At 65.4% G+C, this 18759-nt stretch carries 16 protein-coding genes; 7 read left to right on the forward strand and 9 right to left on the reverse strand.

Translation table 11 applies throughout. From position 1 onward, the window contains the following. Window positions 1-7: 7 nt before the first annotated feature. Genes dmpG through VWZ87_RS01905 form a run of 3 tightly spaced genes read left to right on the forward strand, consistent with a single transcriptional unit; the run spans window position 8 to window position 3243 of the window. Complete coding sequence (gene dmpG, locus VWZ87_RS01895) at window positions 8-1036, forward strand: 4-hydroxy-2-oxovalerate aldolase (protein WP_340547789.1); 1029 nt, start codon at window positions 8-10, stop codon at window positions 1034-1036. Beyond that, complete coding sequence (locus tag VWZ87_RS01900; RefSeq protein ID WP_416535322.1) at window positions 1033-1944, forward strand: acetaldehyde dehydrogenase (acetylating); 912 nt, start codon at window positions 1033-1035, stop codon at window positions 1942-1944. Before dmpG ends, VWZ87_RS01900 begins: the two co-directional genes overlap by 4 nt. Window positions 1945-2001: 57 nt before the next feature. Beyond that, window positions 2002-3243 carry an aminotransferase class I/II-fold pyridoxal phosphate-dependent enzyme gene (locus VWZ87_RS01905; RefSeq protein WP_340547791.1) on the forward strand — a complete coding sequence of 414 codons (1242 nt, stop codon included), beginning with the start codon at window positions 2002-2004 and terminating at the stop codon, window positions 3241-3243. 49 nt (window positions 3244-3292) lie between these two features. On the opposite strand, the gene VWZ87_RS01910 is transcribed toward VWZ87_RS01905, so the two are convergent. The 4 genes from VWZ87_RS01910 to VWZ87_RS01925 form a co-directional block, all read right to left on the reverse strand. Next, window positions 3293-4510: an MFS transporter gene (locus tag VWZ87_RS01910; RefSeq protein ID WP_416535323.1), complete on the reverse strand. Its 1218-nt coding sequence runs from the start codon at window positions 4508-4510 to the stop codon at window positions 3293-3295. 78 nt (window positions 4511-4588) lie between these two features. Further along, the gene (locus VWZ87_RS01915) at window positions 4589-5260 is read right to left on the reverse strand and encodes a response regulator transcription factor (protein WP_340547793.1); all 672 of its coding nucleotides are present in this window, start codon (window positions 5258-5260) and stop codon (window positions 4589-4591) included. Between the two features lie 24 nt (window positions 5261-5284). Beyond that, window positions 5285-6394, reverse strand: coding sequence for a sensor histidine kinase (locus VWZ87_RS01920; RefSeq protein ID WP_416596825.1), 1110 nt, complete (start codon window positions 6392-6394; stop codon window positions 5285-5287). Further along, window positions 6346-6831: a hypothetical protein gene (locus tag VWZ87_RS01925; protein ID WP_416596827.1), complete on the reverse strand. Its 486-nt coding sequence runs from the start codon at window positions 6829-6831 to the stop codon at window positions 6346-6348. The genes VWZ87_RS01920 and VWZ87_RS01925 overlap by 49 nt, the downstream gene beginning before the upstream one ends. A gap of 377 nt (window positions 6832-7208) precedes the next feature. Between VWZ87_RS01925 and VWZ87_RS01930 the strand changes: the two genes are divergently transcribed. From VWZ87_RS01930 to VWZ87_RS01940, 3 genes are all read left to right on the forward strand, one after another. After that, a complete protein-coding gene (locus VWZ87_RS01930) occupies window positions 7209-8063 on the forward strand; it encodes a delta-class carbonic anhydrase (protein WP_416535325.1) in 855 nt (284 codons plus the stop codon). A 94-nt stretch (window positions 8064-8157) separates the two neighbouring features. Then, entirely contained in the window at window positions 8158-10776 is a 2619-nt protein-coding gene (locus tag VWZ87_RS01935; protein WP_416535326.1) for a cation-translocating P-type ATPase, read from the forward strand. Between the two features lie 44 nt (window positions 10777-10820). Next, window positions 10821-11534: a VIT1/CCC1 transporter family protein gene (locus VWZ87_RS01940; protein ID WP_416535344.1), complete on the forward strand. Its 714-nt coding sequence runs from the start codon at window positions 10821-10823 to the stop codon at window positions 11532-11534. Window positions 11535-11592: 58 nt separating this feature from the next. On the opposite strand, the gene VWZ87_RS01945 is transcribed toward VWZ87_RS01940, so the two are convergent. The 4 genes from VWZ87_RS01945 to VWZ87_RS01960 all read right to left on the reverse strand — a co-directional run bounded on the left by VWZ87_RS01945 (window position 11593) and on the right by VWZ87_RS01960 (window position 17327). Further along, a complete protein-coding gene (locus tag VWZ87_RS01945; protein ID WP_416535327.1) occupies window positions 11593-12399 on the reverse strand; it encodes a formate/nitrite transporter family protein in 807 nt (268 codons plus the stop codon). 120 nt (window positions 12400-12519) lie between these two features. Further along, window positions 12520-13644 carry an ABC transporter permease gene (locus VWZ87_RS01950; protein WP_416535328.1) on the reverse strand — a complete coding sequence of 375 codons (1125 nt, stop codon included), beginning with the start codon at window positions 13642-13644 and terminating at the stop codon, window positions 12520-12522. Further along, window positions 13645-16335 carry a ribosome-associated ATPase/putative transporter RbbA gene (gene rbbA / locus VWZ87_RS01955; RefSeq protein WP_416535329.1) on the reverse strand — a complete coding sequence of 897 codons (2691 nt, stop codon included), beginning with the start codon at window positions 16333-16335 and terminating at the stop codon, window positions 13645-13647. After that, entirely contained in the window at window positions 16332-17327 is a 996-nt protein-coding gene (locus VWZ87_RS01960; protein ID WP_416535330.1) for an HlyD family secretion protein, read from the reverse strand. The genes rbbA and VWZ87_RS01960 overlap by 4 nt, the downstream gene beginning before the upstream one ends. 172 nt (window positions 17328-17499) lie before the next feature. Here VWZ87_RS01960 and VWZ87_RS01965 point away from each other — a divergent pair, with 172 nt between their 5' ends. After that, window positions 17500-17904 (forward strand): c-type cytochrome, encoded by a 405-nt coding sequence (locus VWZ87_RS01965; RefSeq protein WP_416535331.1) that lies wholly within the window; start codon window positions 17500-17502, stop codon window positions 17902-17904. 138 nt (window positions 17905-18042) lie between these two features. On the opposite strand, the gene VWZ87_RS01970 is transcribed toward VWZ87_RS01965, so the two are convergent. Further along, window positions 18043-18759: Gfo/Idh/MocA family protein (locus VWZ87_RS01970; RefSeq protein WP_416539359.1), on the reverse strand; the 717-nt coding region annotated here is incomplete at its 5' end.

An 18759-nucleotide genomic window follows, 5' to 3' on the forward strand; every position in this document is an offset into this window, starting at 1 on the left:
CCAGACCATGGCCATTGCCATTCACGACCCTACCCTGCGCGACGGCAATCATGCCATTGCCCATGCGCTGAGCCTTGACGATATTGCCGCCTATTGCCGGACCGTGGATGGCTGCGGCCTGGCGGTGGTCGAGGTCGGCCATGGCAACGGGCTGGGGGCCTCCTCGTTGCAGCTGGGCATGGCGCGCCATGCCGATATCGAGATGCTGGAAACCGCCCGCGCCAATCTCAGCCAGACCAAGCTGGGCATTCATGCGATCCCCGGTTTTGCCAAGATCTCGGACATCAAATCGGCCATCGGCGCCGGGGTGGATGTGTTCCGCATCGCCTCGCATTGCACCGAAGGCGATTTGACCCAGAGCTACATCGAATATGCCCGCAGCCAGGACAAATATGTTCAGGGTGTGCTGATGATGACCCATATGGCGCCTGCGGATGTGCTGCTGGCGCAGGCGCGGCGGCAGGTGTCCTATGGCGCCAATGCCATTGTCCTGATGGATTCCGCAGGCAATTACGACCCCCGCGACACAAGCGAGAAGATCGGCGTTCTGGCGGCTGAGCTGGAGGTGCCGGTGGGGTTCCACGCGCATAACAATCTGGGACTGGCGATTGCCAATTCCATTGCCGCCGCCGAGGCGGGCGCAACCATTCTGGATGGTACCATGCGCGGGTTTGGTGCCGGGGCCGGCAATACCCAGCTGGAGGTGCTCTGTGCGGTGCTTGAGCGCTACGGGTTTGAGACCGGAACCGATGTCTTTGCGCTCTGCGAGGCGGTGGAAGCGCTGCCCGAGCTGCCGCCGGTGCAGCGGCGCACCATCGTGGGCACCTCTAACCTGATCAGCGGCATCTACGGCGTCTGTGCCGGTTTTGAAAAACATGTGACCCGCGCGGCGCAGGATTTCGGCGTTGCACCACGGTTCATCTACGAAGAGCTGTCGCGCTGCAACGCCGTGGCCGGGCAGGAGGATCTGATCATCTCGGCGGCGGCGCGGCTGGCCCGGACGGCGGCACCCGCATTGGAAGGAGTGGACGCATGAAACTGAGAACCGCCATCATAGGCAGCGGCAATATCGGCTGTGACGTGCTGTGCAAGGTGCAGCGTTCCGCGCTGCTGGAGTGCACCCTGTTTGCCGGGCGCAATGCGGCATCGCCGGGGCTGGCGCTGGCCCGAAGCCGTGGCATCCCGGTGACCGATCGCGGGGCGGAGGGGCTGTTTGCCGCGCTCGACAGTTTTGATCTGGTGTTCGACGCCACCTCCTCGGCGGCGCATCAGGCCCATGCCCCGGCTTTGCAGGCGGCGGGCAAGGTGCTGATCAACCTGACCCCGGCTCCCAATGGTGCGCTCTGCGTGCCGTCGCTGAACGGCGATGCGCTGCTGGCGGCGGGCAATATCAACATGATCACCTGCGGCGGGCAGGCCTCGATCCCGATTGCCCAGGCGATGACGGCGGCGAACCCGGAGATCCACTATCTGGAGGTGGTGTCCTCGATCAGTGCCGAAAGCGCGGGGCCGGCCACGCGGCTGAACCTCAATCACTATATCGAAACCACCGAAGACGCGCTGCGGCAGTTCACCGGCTGCAACCGGGTGAAGGCGATCCTGAACATCAACCCGGCAAAGCCGAACGTCTATATGCAGACAGCAATCTCCGCGCTGGCAGAGCAGCATGATCTGGAGGCCACCCGGAGCGCTATCGCCGGGGCGGTGGCGCGGTTGCGCGCGGCGGTGCCGGGCTATGACGTGATCGTTGAGCCGCATGTTACCGGGGATCGGCTGTTCACCATGGTGCGGGTCACCGGGGCCGGAGATTATCTGGATCCGTCGGCGGGCAATCTGGATATCATCACCGCCGCCGCCACGCGGATGGCCGAGGCCATTGCCCGTGACCGCACCGCGCGGGACAGCCACCCGCCGGTGGCGCAGCCGATGGAGAGCGTGGCCTGATGCGCATGTCGGAGTTCCGGCGCTGTGGCGCCGCCATCGCAGGCCGGGGAGGTTGCCATGCCTGATCTGCCCGCGCTTCACCGCGACACGCCCTTCTGTCCGATTCTGGCGCTGGCCGGACGGATCCAGAGCCGCCCTGACCCGGTGGTCGATTTCTCTATCGGGGTGCCCAATTTCACACCGCCGCAGCGGGTTTACGAGGCGGCGATTGCCGCGATCCGTGCCGATCGCTGCCGCTATGGTCCGAGCCGGGGCGAGGCCGGGCTGATCGAGGCCTATCTGCACTATCTGGCTCAGCTGGGGCTGGATCAGTTCGGCGCGGAGAATATTGCCGTGGGACAGGGCGGCAAGCATCTGCTTTATGCGCTGTTTCAGGTGCTGTTCCAGCCCGGCGATACCGTGGTCATCCCGGCGCCCTGCTGGCCGACCTATTTCGACATTGCCCGGCTCAGCGGGGTTGAGGTGCGCACGCCCTATTGCGGGCTGCATCAGGGGTACAAGCTGGACCCCGCGACGCTGGAGGCGGCCTTGGGTGGGCGGCCTCGGGCGCTGGTGCTGAACAACCCGTCCAACCCCACCGGCGCGGTCTACAGCAGATCGGAGCTGGCGGCGCTGGCCGAGGTGCTGCGGCGCCATGATGTGTGGATCATCAGCGACGATGTCTACCAGCGCTTTGTCTATGCCGACGAGCCGTGCCCGCATCTGCTGGAGATCGCGCCCGATCTGGCGTCGCGGATCATCAAGGTGGACAGTATTTCAAAGCTATACGGGATGCCGGGATGGCGCGCGGGTCTGCTGGCTGCGCCAACGGAGGTGGCGGCGGCGGTTGCCACGCTCAACAGCAACTCGATCTCCAATATGCCGCCGGTGGTGGCCGCCGCCGCGGCGGAGGCGCTGGCTGGCGATCAGGGGTTCTCGCAGCGGATGACCGAGGGCTACCGGATGCGGCGGGATCTTCTGCTCACGGCGTTTGACAGCGCACCGCAGATCCGCTGCGCCCGCCCCGGTGGGGCATTCTACCTGTTCCCCGATATCTCGCGGGTCTTTGGCACCCTGCACCGGGGGCGGATGATCAGCACCGATGAGGATCTCTGCAATCTGCTGCTGGAAGAATATGGCGTGGCTGCTGTTCCCGGTCGTCATTTTGGCGCGCCGGACAATATCCGGCTGTCCTATGCCATCGACGCGGATCAGGTTCGGCTGGGCGCCAGTCAGATCCTGCGGTGTCTGGCAGAGCTGGAGGACACAGCGGCAGCGCGGCACACCGCCCGGCCGCCGGTGATGGAAGTCGTTTCCTGATCTGGCTGGGGTTGGCTGGCCGTCGCAGGTCAGCCTACCCCCGCGGGCATCAGTCCAGCCGAAGCCGGAGCGCGGCATAGACCAGCAGGAGGCCGCAGCAGCTGGCGGAGATCAGGAAAGGCGCGCGCAGGGCGAGGTCGCGGCCAAGCTCCGGTTCCAGCAGCGCCACGACGGCACCGCCCGTCAGCGCGCCAAGCGGCATCGAGCCCCAGCCAAAGCAGCGGTAGATGCTGTTCACCCGGCCCAGCAGTTCGGAGGGGATGCGGCGCTGGCGCCAGGAGACGGTGATCACGTTCCAGACCATCGCCGCCGCCATCACGCCAAACATCGCCAGCGCCATGATGATGCCGCTGCTGCTGACACCGATCAGCGCATAGCCAACCGCCCAGCCCGCAATCGACAGGTAAAGGCAGGGCTGCACCCCGATCAGGCGGCTGAGGCGCGGCGCAATCAGGCTGCCGGTCACAGCACCAAGGGCGGCAACCGACAGGACAAACCCGTATTCGGTAGGGCCGAGGCCAAGCACCTCCTGCGCGAAAAGCACCTCTACGGTGATGGTTGCGGTGGCGAGGAAATTGGCGATGCCAAGCACGACGGCCAGCCGCAGCAGCAGCCCATCGCCGCGCATGAAGGTGATGCCCTGCATTAGCGCCTTGCCAAAGCTCTGCTGTACCGGTGCGCGCGGCGACAGGCTGATCAGCCAGACAAAACCGGCCGCCAGCACCAGCACGATCACATCCAGTCCAAAGGGAATAGCGATGCCGGCCGCGATCAGCAGGCCGGCGAGCGGCGGCCCGATGAACTGGCCGGTGAGCTGTTCGGCGGTCCACATCTGGCCATTTGCCGCCTCAAGATCGGAGCTGGCAACGATATCGGGCAGGATGGTCTGGGCGGCATTGTCGCGGATCACCTCCGCCGCGCCAAGGAGGAAGGCCAGGCCGGCCAGCGCCCAGATGGCCCCGGCCGCCGGTGCGCTGAGCGCGAGCATGAGGATGGCGAGCACGATCACGGCGCGCAGCAGGTCGGCGCGGGCTATCAGCTTGCGTCGGTCGGCCATATCCGCGATCACCCCGGCGGGCAGCGCAAAGAACAGCCAGGGCAGGCGACCGGCTGCGGCCACGGCGGCAATCGCCACCGGATCGCGAGTCATCAGCGTTGCCAGCCAGGGCAGCGCCAGCAGGATGAACCCATCGCCGAGGTTGGTCAGCGCCCCGGCTGTGAACAGCAGCCGGTAATTGCGGTTACGAAGCAGGAGCGGGGAGGCCATGGTGGGGATGCCCTGAGGTTGTTCCGGTCCGGCGATACTAGCGCGCAGGGGCCGCGCTGTCACGACTGCCGGTGCCGCTCAATCGAGCCGATACCCGGCGCCGCGCAGCGTCACGATGGCGTCACCTTCGGGGCCGAATTTCTTGCGCAGGCGGCCGATATAGACATCAACGATATTGGTCATCGGGTCCGACTGCGTGCCCCAGACCGCATTCAGAATGCGTTCCCGGCTGAGGGCGCGGCCAATGTTCTTGATCAGCAGCACGGCCAGCTCGCGCTCCTTGCTGGAGAGCGCGACCGGGCGGCCGTCGACGTAGAATTCCAGCGCGCGGGGATCAAAGGAGAGGCCGCGATGGGTGATCACCTCATCGTCGGGTGTGCTCCCATAGCCGACCCGGCGGCGATGCAGCGCCTCCAGCCTTGCGACCAGCTCCTCAAAATCGAAGGGTTTGGGCAGGTAGTCGTCGGCACCGATGCGCAGGCCCGCAACCCGTTCGTCGGTTGAATCCAGCGCGGTGAGCATCAGAACAGGGGTGGTATTGGCGCGGGCGCGCATCCGCTGGCAGACCTCGATGCCGGAGATCCCCGGCAGCATCAGATCGAGGATCACCACATCAAAGTCGCGTGTTTGCAGGAACCCCAGCGCCAGTTCGCCATCCACCACGTGCTCGACGCTGAAGCCCTCAGCCTTCAGCCCCCGGCGTATGAAATCGGCTACGCGCTCTTCATCCTCTACAAGCAGAATATTCATCAGCTGTTCTCTGGCGTCCTGTGACTATGGGTCGGCATCCGTGGAGATCGTCAGCACAACCGTTGTGCCCCCCGTTGGGCGATCAAAGATCCGCGCCGAGCCGCCGTGGGCTTCGGCGATGGAGCGCACGATCGGCAGACCAAGGCCCAGCCCTTCGATATAGCGGCCGCTTGCGTTGGAGCCGCGAAAGAAACGCTCGAAGGCCAGTTCCTTTTCCGCGTTATCCACGCCCGGCCCGTCATCGGACACCGCAATCTCAACGATATCGCCATGGGTCTGAAGGGTGACGGCGATCATGTCGCCGCCGTGGTATTTGGCATTTTCCAGCAGGGCGAGCACGGCCTGACGGATCCGCTGGCCATCGGCTATGACGATCACCTTGTCGCGCTGCGGCTCAAAGCGCACCTCGGCCCCGCAGAGTGCGATCACCTCGTGGATCAGCTTGATCAGATCGACGGGTTTCCTGACCAGTTCAAGCGAGCCGGATTCCTTGCGCGCGATGAACAGAAGGTCGCTGATCAGATTGGCGGTGTGATTGGCGGCCAACCGGGTCTTGGTCAGGGCGTCCTTGTATTCCTCGACGGTTTTGTCGGCGCCGCGCAGCGCCACGTCACTTTCGCCCTGAATGACGGTCAGCGGGGTGCGCAGCTCATGGCTGACATCTGCCAGCAGCTGGCGGCGGTTCTGTTCGGATTTTCGCGCCTCGGTCAGCAGTTTTTCCAGCGTTTCGGTACGCTGGCGGACGGCCTGTTCCAGTTCCTCGTTCTGGGTGGTCAGGTTTTTGGTGCGGGCCGAGACCACTGCGGACATTTCATCCAGAACGCCGGCGATTTCCGACAGTTCGCTGCGCCCCGGCAGGGCGATCCGGCTGGAAAAATCCCCGGCCGCAAATTGCCGCACACCACCCAGAAGCTGCCTTAACGGGCGGGTGAATTCGCGGCGAAAGACAATCAGCGCGATGGCGGTGATGCAGAGAAAGGCCACCGCCAACCCAAAGGAGATCATGCGCACCAGCGCCATCTTTGCGCTGGCTTCGGCCTCGGCTCTTGAGACTTCCTCCTGCTCTTCGGTGAGCGCCGTTGAGATCAGCGTTCGGAAATCTTCCTTGATGTCTTCGTTGAGGGCCAGCGACACCTGGCGCAGTCGCCACCGATGCCATCTGCGGCCTCGCGCGACTGCGCCCGCCGGTAAAGGTCGAGGATGTCGTCAATGATCTCCTCAATCTTGTCCAGCAGCATCAGCTCCGCCAGCTCCTCGTCGCCGACCAGCTCGATTTCCTGCTCAATGGCGGCGCGAATATTGGTGATATGGGTCTGGAGGCGGTTGGAAATATCGGTGATATCCGCCACCTGCCCGGTGTCATCGGCCAGCAGCAGATCGCCAAAACGCTTGAACAGAAGATAGGTGTCTGCCGCCAGTTTCAGATGGTGTTCAAAGGAGGTGTGAGCCAGCGAAATGCGGTAATTGTGCAGATCGCTTTGTCTGGCGGCCCAGACCGCAACTGACACACTGGCAGCGGCTGCCAGCAGTACCACGGCCGCGAAAATATTGACAATATGCACTATTTTCATTGGTCGAGGTGGTCCCGTCGTTGTGGGTCGGGCTGCCAATTGCGAGGTCAGCCGGTGCGGGGTTTGGGTTGGCTACGCACCGGCTGACCATAACCCTGTCAGGGCCGCCAGTGGTAGAGTTAGTTTGCAGCAATGACAGCGTCCTGTCGAAATCATGAACAACAGATGAACGAATGCGCCGCCAAGGGCTGCTGACCGGCCATGGTGCGTTCATCTCTTGTTCATATGCGGTCTTGGCTCCGTTCACAGTCCAGACAGTCACCTGTTGCCTGCCATGGTTAAAAAGGCATCGGGTGCCTTTTTTCCTTCCCGTTGTGACCGGGACGCGATTGCGGCGGATGAACCCGGCACCGGCCCGGCAGAGGAAAGGACACGGGATGACCATTCAGAGAGTACTGGCGGCCGCCGCCGGGGCAGCGCTGACTGTCGCGACACTGGCCCATGCGGCGGATCAGGTCGGTGCCAGCGTGATCGACGCGCAGCGGCGGGCGCTGGCAGAGGCGGTTGCGGATCAGGGATTTGGCCCGCAGTCGCCGCGTGATCTCAGCTCGGCGGTGGGATCGAACAAGCGCGATTTTGCATTTGCGCCACCCGCCAGCCGGATGAACCTCTGCAACATCCATTTCCACGAAAGCGCAGAGCACAAGGGTGGTGAATTCACCAAATATGCCGGACATGGCGATGGTCAGGGCTATGGCACCGGGTATCTTTATTCAGGCGAGCTGACAGCGGCCGAGGTGGCCCCCTATGCCCGTCCGGTTGGTAGCACCGACCATGGCGCACTGGCGCCCGGTGACACGATTGAGGTGCATTATGTCTACAGCACGGCGCAGGTGGGACCGGGGCCGACGCTGGGATCCTGTCTGGATGTCGCCACGCTGAACCCGCAGCTGCGGGTCGAAACTCAGGTGATGGTGCTGGTCAATGATCCTGCCGCGCTGGATTTCGTGAGGCTGACCAAACATGAGTTTGTCGATGGCTATCATCAGGCGATCCATATTCCGCAGGATATGGGTACGCCGGTGCAATATACCGGATCGACGACCGGTCCGGCCTATAATGAGACCGGCTCTCCCGTGCAGGTCACCTGGAGCATTCGCCCCAAGGTGGCCAAGGTGAGCATTGCCTCGGTGGAGGCATGGTTGGGCGACAATGCCTTTGACGAAGATCATGCCCATGGCGTGCGCACCCTCGTGGTCAATCCCGATCTGCTGTCGCCGATGTCCCGCTAGGAGCTGGACCTGCGGCACCACAGCAGTTGCCCGAAGGGTGCGGAGTGCGGCAGGCTGGGGCAGCAGCCTGTGGCGGCTGCGGAGGGCAGAGCGGATGGAACACCCGGTTCAGGACAACGATGGCGGGCGGCTCAGCGGGCTGACGCGGCAGCAGGCGGAGGCGGCGCGGCGTCAATACGGATGGAATGAGCTGCCGCAGGGCAAACGCACCGGGCCTTTGCGGGTGTTCCTGCGCCAGTTCAGCAATTTCCTGGTGCTGATCCTGATTGCCGCCGGGATCATCGCCTTTGCGCTTGGCGAATATGCCGACACGCTGGCGATCGGGCTGGTGATCGGGCTGAACGGGATCTTGGGCTTTGTGCAGGAATGGCGGGCGGAAACCGCGCTGGAAAGCCTGCGCAGCCTGCTGTCGCCGCAGGCGCTGGTGGTGCGCGATGGGCGCGAGCAGGTGATCGCGGCGCGCGAGCTGGTGCCGGGCGATCTGATCATTCTGGAGGCCGGTGCCCGGGTGCCTGCCGATGCGCGCCTGCACGAAGCTGCCGGACTATCGTTGGATGAGAGCGCGCTGACCGGGGAATCGGTTCCGGTGGACAAGGCGCCCGGCACAGAGACGGCAGAGGTGTTTGCCGGCACGGTTGTGGCGGCGGGCCGCGCGCTGGCGGTGGTCACCGCGACCGGCGCGCGCACCGCCTTTGGCGAGATCGCATCGCTGACCGGATCGGTGGGGCTGAAGAAGACAAACCTGCAGGTGCAGCTGGGCCGTCTGGCGCGGCAGCTGGGGTTTGCGGCGCTGGGTGTTTCCGCCGCTATTCTGGCGCTGGGGCTGTATATGGGGCGGGACGCGGCGGAGATGTTCATGACCGGCCTGTCGCTGTCGGTGGCGATGGTGCCGGAGGGGCTGCCCGCGGTGGTCACCATCACCCTGGCGCTGGGGGCGGCGGCGATGGTGCGGCAGAAAGCCTTGGCGCGGCGGTTGCAGGCGGTGGAAACGCTGGGCGCGGCCTCGGTCATCTGCACCGACAAGACCGGGACCCTGACGGAAAACAAGATGACCGTGACGCGGGTCTGGACGCTGGACCGCAGCTATCAGGTGACTGGCACCGGCTATGATCCGGCGGGTCATATCGCCTGCAACGGCATGGTCACCGGCGCGCGGGAGGACGCGGTGCTGGCAGAGCTGCTGGAGGCGGGGCTGACCTGCACCCATGCCGCCCTGCACCGCGAGGGGGATCATTGGCAGATGACCGGCGCCCCGACCGAGGGCGCGCTGGTCACATTGGGCTACAAGGGCTGGGCAGCGCTGCCGCCGCCGGATGCGGTGCTGGCGGAAATCCCCTTCAGCAGCGAGCGCAAGCGGATGAGCGTGCTGGCGCGCAGCGGCGGCGGCGGAAAGGTCCTGACCAAGGGCGCGCCGGAGCAGGTTCTGGGCCTCTGCACAGAAGTGCTGACGCAGGATGGCCCGCGGAAGCTGGGCGCGGGGGAGGCGGCCGCCATCACCGACGCCTATGAGGCGATGGCGGCAGAAGGGCTGCGGGTGATCGGCCTGGCAGCAGGTGCGGCGCAGGGCGGAGAAATCCGCGAGGAGAACATGACCTTCCTCGGGCTGGCGGGGCTGATTGACCCGCCGCGGCCGGAGGTGCGGGCGGCCATCGCCGCCGCCCGGTCGGCGGGCATCCGGGTGATCATGATCACCGGCGACAGCCCGCTGACCGCCAAGGCGATTGCGGCCCAGCTGGGGCTGCCTGCCGGAAAGACCCTGACCGGCGATGCGCTGGAGGCGCTGGAAGACGCGGAGCTGGACCGGATCCTCCAGCAAGATGTGCTGTTTGCCCGCACAAGGCCCGCCCACAAGATGCGGATCGTCTCGGCCTTGCAGGGACAGCATCAGATCGTGGCGATGACCGGCGACGGGGTGAACGACGCGCCGGCCCTGAAGCAGGCCGACATCGGGGTTTCAATGGGGGTGCGGGGCACGGATGTGGCCAAGGATGCCTCTGACCTGGTGCTGCTCGATGACAATTTCGCCACCATCGTGCGGGCGATTGGCGAGGGGCGGCGGCAGTTCGCCAATGTGCGCAAATTCGTGCGCTACCTCTTGTCCTCCAACGCGGGCGAGGTGATTGCGCTGTTGATCAACATCCTGATCGGCGGGCCGCTGATCTTTCTGGCGACGCAGATCCTGTGGATGAACCTTGTGACCGACGGGGTCACGGCGGTGGCGCTGGGGCTGGAGAAGGGCGAGCCGGACCAGATGGAGCATCCGCCGCGCCAGAAAGACACGCCGATCCTGGGCAAGGCCGGGCTGCTGAGCATTCTGGCGCTGGGGCTTTATACCGGGCTGGCCAGCCTGTGGTTGTTCCTGCATCTCTTGGACGGCAACGAGGATCTGGCCCGCACCGCCGCCTTTACCGCCATGGTGGTTTTTGAGAAGGCGAGCGTCTTTGCCTTCCGTTCGCTGCATCTGCCGTGCTGGCGGATCGGGGTGTTCAGCAATCCGCTGCTGCTGGCGGCGCTGGTGGTGACCATCGGAGCGCAGGTGGCGGCGGTCTACTGGCCGCCCTTGCAGGTGATGCTGCACACGGTGCCGCTGCAAGGGGAGCACTGGGGGCTGATCGCGCTGCTGGTGCTGCCCATCCTGCTGGTGCCGGAGGGGCTGAAAACCCTGCGTTATCTCAGTGGTCAACGCCAGCGGAAGGCAGTGGCGGCAGCTTGACCTCCGTCAAGGCGGCGGGGGCCACTCCGGGGCATCCTGCGGGCATGGAGAAGGATCACGGTCACAGCAAGGACGACATCGCGCGGCGGCTTGCGGGCAGCAATGGCACCGGGCGGCTCAGGGATGCGGTTTATGGTGGCATTGACGGCGCGGTCACCACCTTTGCGATTGCTGCGGGGGTCGAGGGCGCGGGGTTTTCCCCTGCGGTGATCATCGCCCTTGGCATTGCCAATGTGCTGGCGGACGGGTTTTCCATGGCTGCGGCCAATTATCTGGGGACCAAGGCGGATCTGGACGACCGGCGGCGTCTCTACGAGGTGGAAAAGCGTCATATCCGCCAGTACCCGGAGGGCGAGCGCGAGGAGCTGCGCCAGATCTTTCAGGAGCTGGGGCTGAGCGGCGACGTGCTGGAGGGCGCGGTGGCATCGGTGACCGCCAAGCCGGAGAAATGGATCGCGCTGATGCTGACCAGCGAATATGGGCTGGCGCCGGCAGAACCCAACCCGGTGGCGGCGGCGCTGACGACTTTTGCGGCGTTCATGGCGGCAGGCATCGTGCCGCTTCTGCCGTTCATTCTGGGGCTGCCCGATCCGTTCCTGACCGCCGCGCTGGCCACCGGGGCGGTGTTTTTCGGCATTGGCGCCAGCAAGAGCGTCTGGTCGCTGGCGCCCTGGTGGAAATCCGGGCTGGAGACATTGGCAATCGGTTCCTGCGCCGCTGCTGTCGCCTATCTGGCAGGCAGCCTGTTCCGGGTCTGACCCGCAGCAACGGGGCGGCGGCGCCCGCGCGCGCTATGGCTTTCAGGGTGCTGCGGCTTCAGCGGCTTTGCACGGGTGGCTTCTGCGTGGTGCCCCCGAGGAAGGCGAACCAATAGGCCAGAGCGACGCCGCCCGCGCCGCCCACGATATTGCCCAGCGTGACCCAAAGCAGGTTGGCGGCCGCTGCGACAAGCGGGACATCGGCCCCTGCGGCCCAGCCTTGCGGGAAGAAATACATATTGGCGATGGAGTGTTCGAGCCCCAGCAGCACAAAGGCGGTGATCGGCCAGAGGATGGCGAGAACCTTGCCCGCAGCGGTGCGGGCGGCAAAGGACAGCCAGACGGCTAGGCAGACCAGCGCATTGCACAGCGCGCCCCGCATAAGGGCCTCAAGCGGGGTCAGCCCGGCCTTCGCCTCGGCGATGCCGGCGGCGGTTGTGCCCATCGCACCATCCAGCAGCCCGGTCACGGCAAAGGCGGCCGCGAGCCCGGCTGCGCCCGCGAGATTGCCGAGATAGACCACGCCCCAGCTGCGCAACAGCAGGCGCAGCGGGATCCTGCGGTCCACCGCGGCGATCACCGTCAGCACGTTGCCGGTGAACAGCTCCGCCCCGGCAATCACCACAAGGATCAGCCCAAGCGAGAACACCGCGCCACCCAGCACGCGGAGCGGTCCGGTCACAGGGGCCGCACCTGCGAGGGTCATCGTATAGGCCGCCGCCCCAAATCCGATAAAGGCGCCCGCCAGCATCGCCAGCACGAACATCTGGGGCAGCGGCAGCCGCGCCTTGGCGGTGCCGGCTGTTTCCACCAATGCGGCGATTTCGGCGGGTTTATAGGCGTCAAAAGTGGGCGTATTGGTCATCTGTCGGCTCCGGCAGTTATGGGGGCATGGGCGGGGCAGCGGCCGCACCAGTAGATCATTCCCGCTGGCCGCTGCCATGATCCCGATCAAGGTGGCACAACGGGCAGGCAACCGGGTGCGCTATCGGTCCTGCGCCACCGAGCGGCGGAACAGCAGGAGGCTGGTGGCAAGCAGCGCGGCGCCCAGCAGCGCCATCCACAGGAACTCCGGCCAGACGGTTTCAACCCCTGCGCCTTTGAACACGATGGCCTGGCTCGCGGCCATGTAATGGCGCGAGGGCAGCAGGGTGGTGATGGCCTGCAACCAGTCCGGCTGGCTTTCCACCGGGGTTTCGCCGCCCGACAGCATCAGCATCGGCAGGATCGTGAGCATCACCAAGAGCGCAAACTGCGCCATCGAACGCGCGACCGTGGCCAGAAACACCCCAAGCGCGGTGGCGGTGAACAAAAACAGCGCCGTGCCGCAGAGGAACAGCAGCTTGGACCCGGCGATGGTGATCTCCAGCACGCCCTGCATCACAAAACCCAGCGACAGCGCCCCCGCAACCAGTACCACGGCGGCGTTGGCCCAGATCTTCGCCACCGCGATGTCAAAGGGCGACAGCGGCATCGCCAGCAGGTGTTCAATGGTGCCGTGCTCGCGTTCGCGGATCATTGCCGCGCCGGTCAGGATCGTGGTCAGCCACATGATCTGGCCGATCAGCGCGTTGATGCCGGCAAAGCGCATGGTGTCACGGTTCGGGTTGAAGGCGCTGCGGATGATGATGCCAAGGGGCTGCGGCTGGGCCAGATCGGCGCCGATGGCAAAGCGGCGGATCTCGGCGCTGAGAATACTGGTGATGTAATGGACGCCAATGCCCGCCTGTTCCATCGCGGTGGCGTCGATCAGCACCTGGATTTCCGGCACCCGGGCGGCGCGCAGGTCCTTTTCAAAGCCGGGCGGCACCGCCACCACAAACAGAAAATCGCCCGCATCCATCCGGGCGGCGCCGGTGCCGGGTTCGATCTGCACCACCGGCTGGAATTCGGGCGGAAAGAACGCCTCCGCCAGGGTGCGCGACAGGGGCGAGTTGTCCTCATCCGCAAAGGCGATCGAGGCGTTGTTCACCGAGGTTGCCACGCCCGTTGCCTCCATCACCGGCGACAGGGTGAAGGACCAGACCAGAAGCGCCATCATCACCCAGTCGCGGCGCAGGCTCATCATCTCCTTGAGGCCGAGCCAGACTATGCGGGACAGGCGCTGCATCTACTTCTCCTGCGCCCTGAGCGCCAGCGCGGCCAGCAGGGTGAACACCGGCCCGAAGCAGGCCAGCGCCAGGATGTCCGGCAGCAGCGCCTCCCAGCCCAGCCCCTTAGTGAAGGCGCCCACGTTCAGATGCAGAAAATAAGACGACGGCCATAGTGAGCCGATGGTCTGGGCGCCGCCCTCCAGCGTCGAGACCGGCTGCAACAGGCCGGAGAACTGGATCGTCGGCACCACCGAGGCGATGGTGGTTGCAAAAGTGGCTGCCACCTGGCTGGAGGTCATGGTGGCAATCAGCAGCCCGTAGGAGGTGGCGGCCCAGACATAGAGAAGCGCGCCAAGGGCCAAGGGCAGCGGATCGCCCTTGAGCGGCACCCCGAAGACCGCGATGGTCATTGCCGTCAGCAGCAGGAAGTTCAGATAGGCAATCACGATATAGGGGATCTGCTTGCCGATCAGGAACTCAAACCGGGTGGTCGGGGTGACGTAGAAATTGGTGATCGAGCCCAGCTCCTTTTCCCGCGCGACGCTGACCGCCATCAGCACGGCGGGCAGCATGATCAGCAGGATCGCGGGCATGGCCGGGGCCATTGCGGCGATGCTCTCAAAGCTCTGGTTGTAGCGGAACCGCGGCTCTATCCGGGCAATTTCGGGCTGGCGGGTGCCGCTGGCGGCGGCCTGTGCACTGAGGAAGGACTGATGCAGCCCGGCGGCGTAGCCCTCCACCGTTTCGCCTTTGAAGGGGATGGCGCCATCGACGATGGCGAGCACCTCTGCCGGCTCATTTGTGCGCAGCTTGCGGCCAAAGTCAGGCGGCAGTTCGATCACCAGCGAGACCTCGCCCGAGACCAGCCGGCTGCGCCCTTCGGCGGCGCTGGACAGCGGCGGGGTGGGGCGGAAGTAGCGGGAGCCGGAAATCTCCGCCAGGTAGGCGCGGCTTTCGGGGCTTTGCGACAAATCGAGCGCGGCATAGTCCAGCTCATCTATGTCGAGCGAAATGCCGAAGCAGAACACCAGCATCAGGATCAGCGAGCCGAGGAAGGCAAAGGCGAGGCGCACCGGGTCGCGCAGCACCTCAACCGTTTCGCGCCGGGCATAGGCCAGCGCGCGGGTGGGGCCGCCTGCGGCGCTGCCCGTTGTCTGAACCGCTGTTTGCGGAGCGGAGACCGGGGGCGGCGGATCAGCGGCCTTCAGAATGGCGATGAATGCCTCCTCGAGGGTGGCCGCAGCCTGCGCCGCCATCAGCGCCTTGGGTGTGCCCTCGGCCAGAACCTTGCCCGCGTGCATGAAGGACACCCGGTCGCAGCGTTCCGCCTCGCCCATGAAATGGGTGGAGACGAAGATCGTCACGCCCTCGTTGCGCGACAGCTCGACCAGCAATGCCCAGAACATGTCGCGCGCCTCAGGATCGACGCCGGAGGTCGGCTCGTCCAGGATCAGCACGCGTGGGCGGTGGATCACCGCAACCGCCAACGACAGGCGCTGCTTGATGCCCAGCGGCAGGGCGGCAGCAAGGGAGGAACGATGCGCCGCAAGGCCGAAGCGCTGCGTCAGCTCCGCAATCCGGGCCGCGCGGTCGGGAATTGCAAAGATGCGGGCGTGAAGTTGCAGGTTCTGCTCGACGGTCAGTTCGCCGTAGAGCGAAAACGCCTGGCTCATATAGCCGATCTCGCGGCGCATGGCGCGGTTCCTGGCATCCACCGGCCTGCCGAACAGCTGCGCCGCGCCGGAGCTGATGGGCAGGAGGCCGGTCAGCATCTTCATGGTGGTCGACTTGCCGCAACCGTTGGAGCCGAGAAAGCCGAAGATCTCACCGCGCCTTATGCTGAAATCGACGCTGTCCACCGCCACGAAATCGCCAAAGCGGCGGGTGAGACCGCGCGCGGTAATCACCGGCTCGCCGCTATGTGCTGCTGGTGTTGGGTGTGGAACCGGCGGCGGGCTGCCCTTTGCCCGCAGCTGGCGGTAGGCGGTTTCCAGATCACCGGTCCGGCCCTTCAGCTTATCCGGCGAGCCCTGGAACAGCACGCGGCCTGCATCCATGGCGACAATCCAGTCAAAGCTCTGCGCCTCCTCCATATAGGCGGTGGACACCAGCACGGTGAGGCCGGGGCTGGTGTCCCGGATGGCACCGATCAGCGCCCAGAACTGGCGGCGCGACAAGGGATCAACGCCGGTGGTCGGTTCATCGAGCACCAAGAGTTTCGGGTCATGGATCAGGGCGCAGCAGAGGCCCAGCTTCTGCTTCATACCGCCCGACAGCTTGCCCATGAGCCGGTCTGCAAAGGGTGCGAGCCCGGTCGCAGACAGCAGCGATGCAATCCTCGCCTCCCGCTCTGCCGCCCGCTGCCCGAACAGGCGTGAGAAAAATTCGAGGTTTTCGCGCACGGAGAGTTCGGGGTACAGATTGCGACCCAGCCCCTGCGGCATGAAGGCAATGGCCGAGCAGATGCGGCGCCGGTGGGCGGCGTCAGCGATCGGGCCGCCCAGCACGTCTATCGACCCGGCCTGCAATTTCTTGGCACCGGTGATCAGGCTCAGAAGGGTGGATTTTCCGACGCCATCCGGCCCGATGAAGCCCACCAGCTGACCGGGCGGCAGATCCAAGGTGATGTCATCCAGCGCGATATGCCTGCGGTAGCGATGAGAGACCTTGGCGATGCGGATGCCGGGGGTGCCTGCGGCGGAGATCATTCGAACAGCTCAGCCGGGATGCGCCGGTCCAGCGCTTCGGGCCATTCCATCGCGGGGTCGAGCCGGATCACGGCGATGCCGCGCAGACCGGTTTTCACATGTTCGATCCGCGCTGCCACCAGATCCTGCGGGATGCGGACGCGGACGCGGAACACCAGCTGCTCCCGCTCGCTGAGGGTCTCGACCTGTTTTGGGGTGAACTGCGCCTCTGGCGAGACAAAGGTGACGGTGGCGGGAATGGCGTAACCGGGCAGCGCATCCAGCACGATGCGGGCCTCGGCTCCGATCGGCAGAAGCCCGGCCTCGCGGGCGGGCAGGAATACCTCCATATAGATGTTTTCCAGACTGAGAAGCGTCAGGATCGGCCCGCCGGCGCCAACCACTTCGCCCGGTTCCGCCAGCCGGTAAAGCACCCGGCCCGGCATCGGCGCGATCAGCGTGCTGTCCTCGATCTGGGCGGCGATCCGGCGGACCTCGGCCTCTGCCGCCGCGATCCCGGCCTCGGCGGTGGCGACCCGCGCCCGCGCCGCGCCCAGCACCGCCTCGGCCACCGAATGGATGGTGTCGCGCTCCTCATGGAGGGTTTCGGAGATATTGCGCCCGGCCAAGAGCGCGGTGGCGCGCTCCAGCTCATGCTCGGCGCGGCGGTGCTCGCTCTGGCGTTGCACCACCAGCGCCTCTGCCTCGGCCCTGGTCTGGCGCGCCAGCGCGACTTCGGCGCGGGCCCGGTCATGCGTCGCCGCCAGCTCATCGGTGTCCATCACCACCAGCACATCGCCCGCCGCAACCAGACTGCCCTCAGCCGTCAGTACCTTGGCCACCCGACCCGCCCTTGCCGGGGCAATCTCCACCTGTTCGGCCTCGATCCGGCCATTGCCCTGCACGAAACCCTCCGGCAGCTCTGCGCCGTTTTCCGAAACAAACAGATACGCCGCAGCCGCCAGCAGCAGCGCGGCGGCGGCAGTCAGAAAAACACCCGTTGTTCTGGTCATGGCACAGCACCCCGATCCCGTTGCGTCCTTTGCGGAGCCTAGATGATCTGGGCATCGGCCACCTTGCGCTGGGTCAATCCGGCGGCGCGGGAATGCTGCTATGATCGGACGGCGGCCACCGGACAGACCCGGGACATGCGCCGCGGCAGGTTTGACACAAAGGAGAACAGCTATGCTGATGCGGCTCGCAGCGATACTGGCGATTGCGGCAGGACCGGTCTGGGCACAGGAGGCCGACAGCGATGAGGGCCGGGACTTGTTTCTGTATTTCTGTGCGGAGTGCCACGGAAAGGATGCTGCCAGCCTTGGCCCCATGGCCGAGATGATGGCGCTGCGCCCGCCGGATCTGACCCAGCTGGCGACGCGAAACGGCGGCGATTTTCCGGTTGAAGCCGTGGCCAGGCAGATCGACGGACGGCAACCGATTGCCGCCCATGGCGATATGCCGATGTTCGGCCCGACGCTGGACGAGGACAAATATGTCGCCCTTGCGCTGCCCAGCGGCCAGCCGATGATGGTGCCCCGGTCGCTCAGCAGTCTGATTGCTTATCTGCAAACGGTGCAGGACAAGCGCTGAGCAGCCGACTGACGGGCAGCCTCAAATATCAACATAACACAGATTATATGCTTTGATGCTGCGGCTCAGGAGGCGCAACGCCCCGCTTCGGCTAGTTCGCTGTCGGGGGGCATTGCATTGGTGGCGCGCTGATTGGGATTACCGGGTGACCCAGGAGCCGCCGTCGGCGGAGGACGCCTGAGCTGCGGAGATGAACCACATCCCATCCAGCCCTGCCTGAAGACCCGGCAGCATCGGATTGTCGGTGCGGTTTTCGATCACCTCGGCAATATCGGTGTAAAGCGTTGCAAACCCTTCCAGATACCCCTCTGGATGACCGGGCGGAACGCGGGTCCAGTCGGGTCCGATGCTGGCCCCGCCACGGGTCAGGATCTGCTTTGGTTCTCCAAAACGGGTGAAACTCATCTGATTGGGGTCCTCATGCCCCCATTCAAGACCACCCTTATCGCCGAAGATCCGCAGGCGCAGGCTGTTTTCGCAGCCAACGGCGATCTGGCTGGCCCAGATCATGCCACGCGCGCCGCCGTCGTAGCGCAGCAGGATATGGGCGTTGTCATCGACCCGGCGTCCAGGCCCGAAGCTGTGCAGCTCTGCCGAGAGCGCCTCCGGGGTCAGACCGCTGACAAAGCAGGCAATGTTAAAGGCATGGGTGCCGATATCGCCAATGGCGCCTGCGCCGGACTGTGAGGGATCGGTGCGCCAGGCGGCCTGTTTGTGGCCGTCCTGTTCAATCGGATCGGTCAGCCAGTCCTGGGCATATTCCGCCTGCACCAGCCGGATCCGACCAAGATCGCCGCGCGCGATCATGGCGCGGGCCTGTCGCAGCAGCGGATAGCCGGTATAATTATGGGTCAG

This window comes from Phaeobacter sp. JH20_37 (genome assembly GCF_048056015.1).
In the GTDB taxonomy this organism is placed as follows: domain Bacteria; phylum Pseudomonadota; class Alphaproteobacteria; order Rhodobacterales; family Rhodobacteraceae; genus Phaeobacter; species Phaeobacter bryozoorum.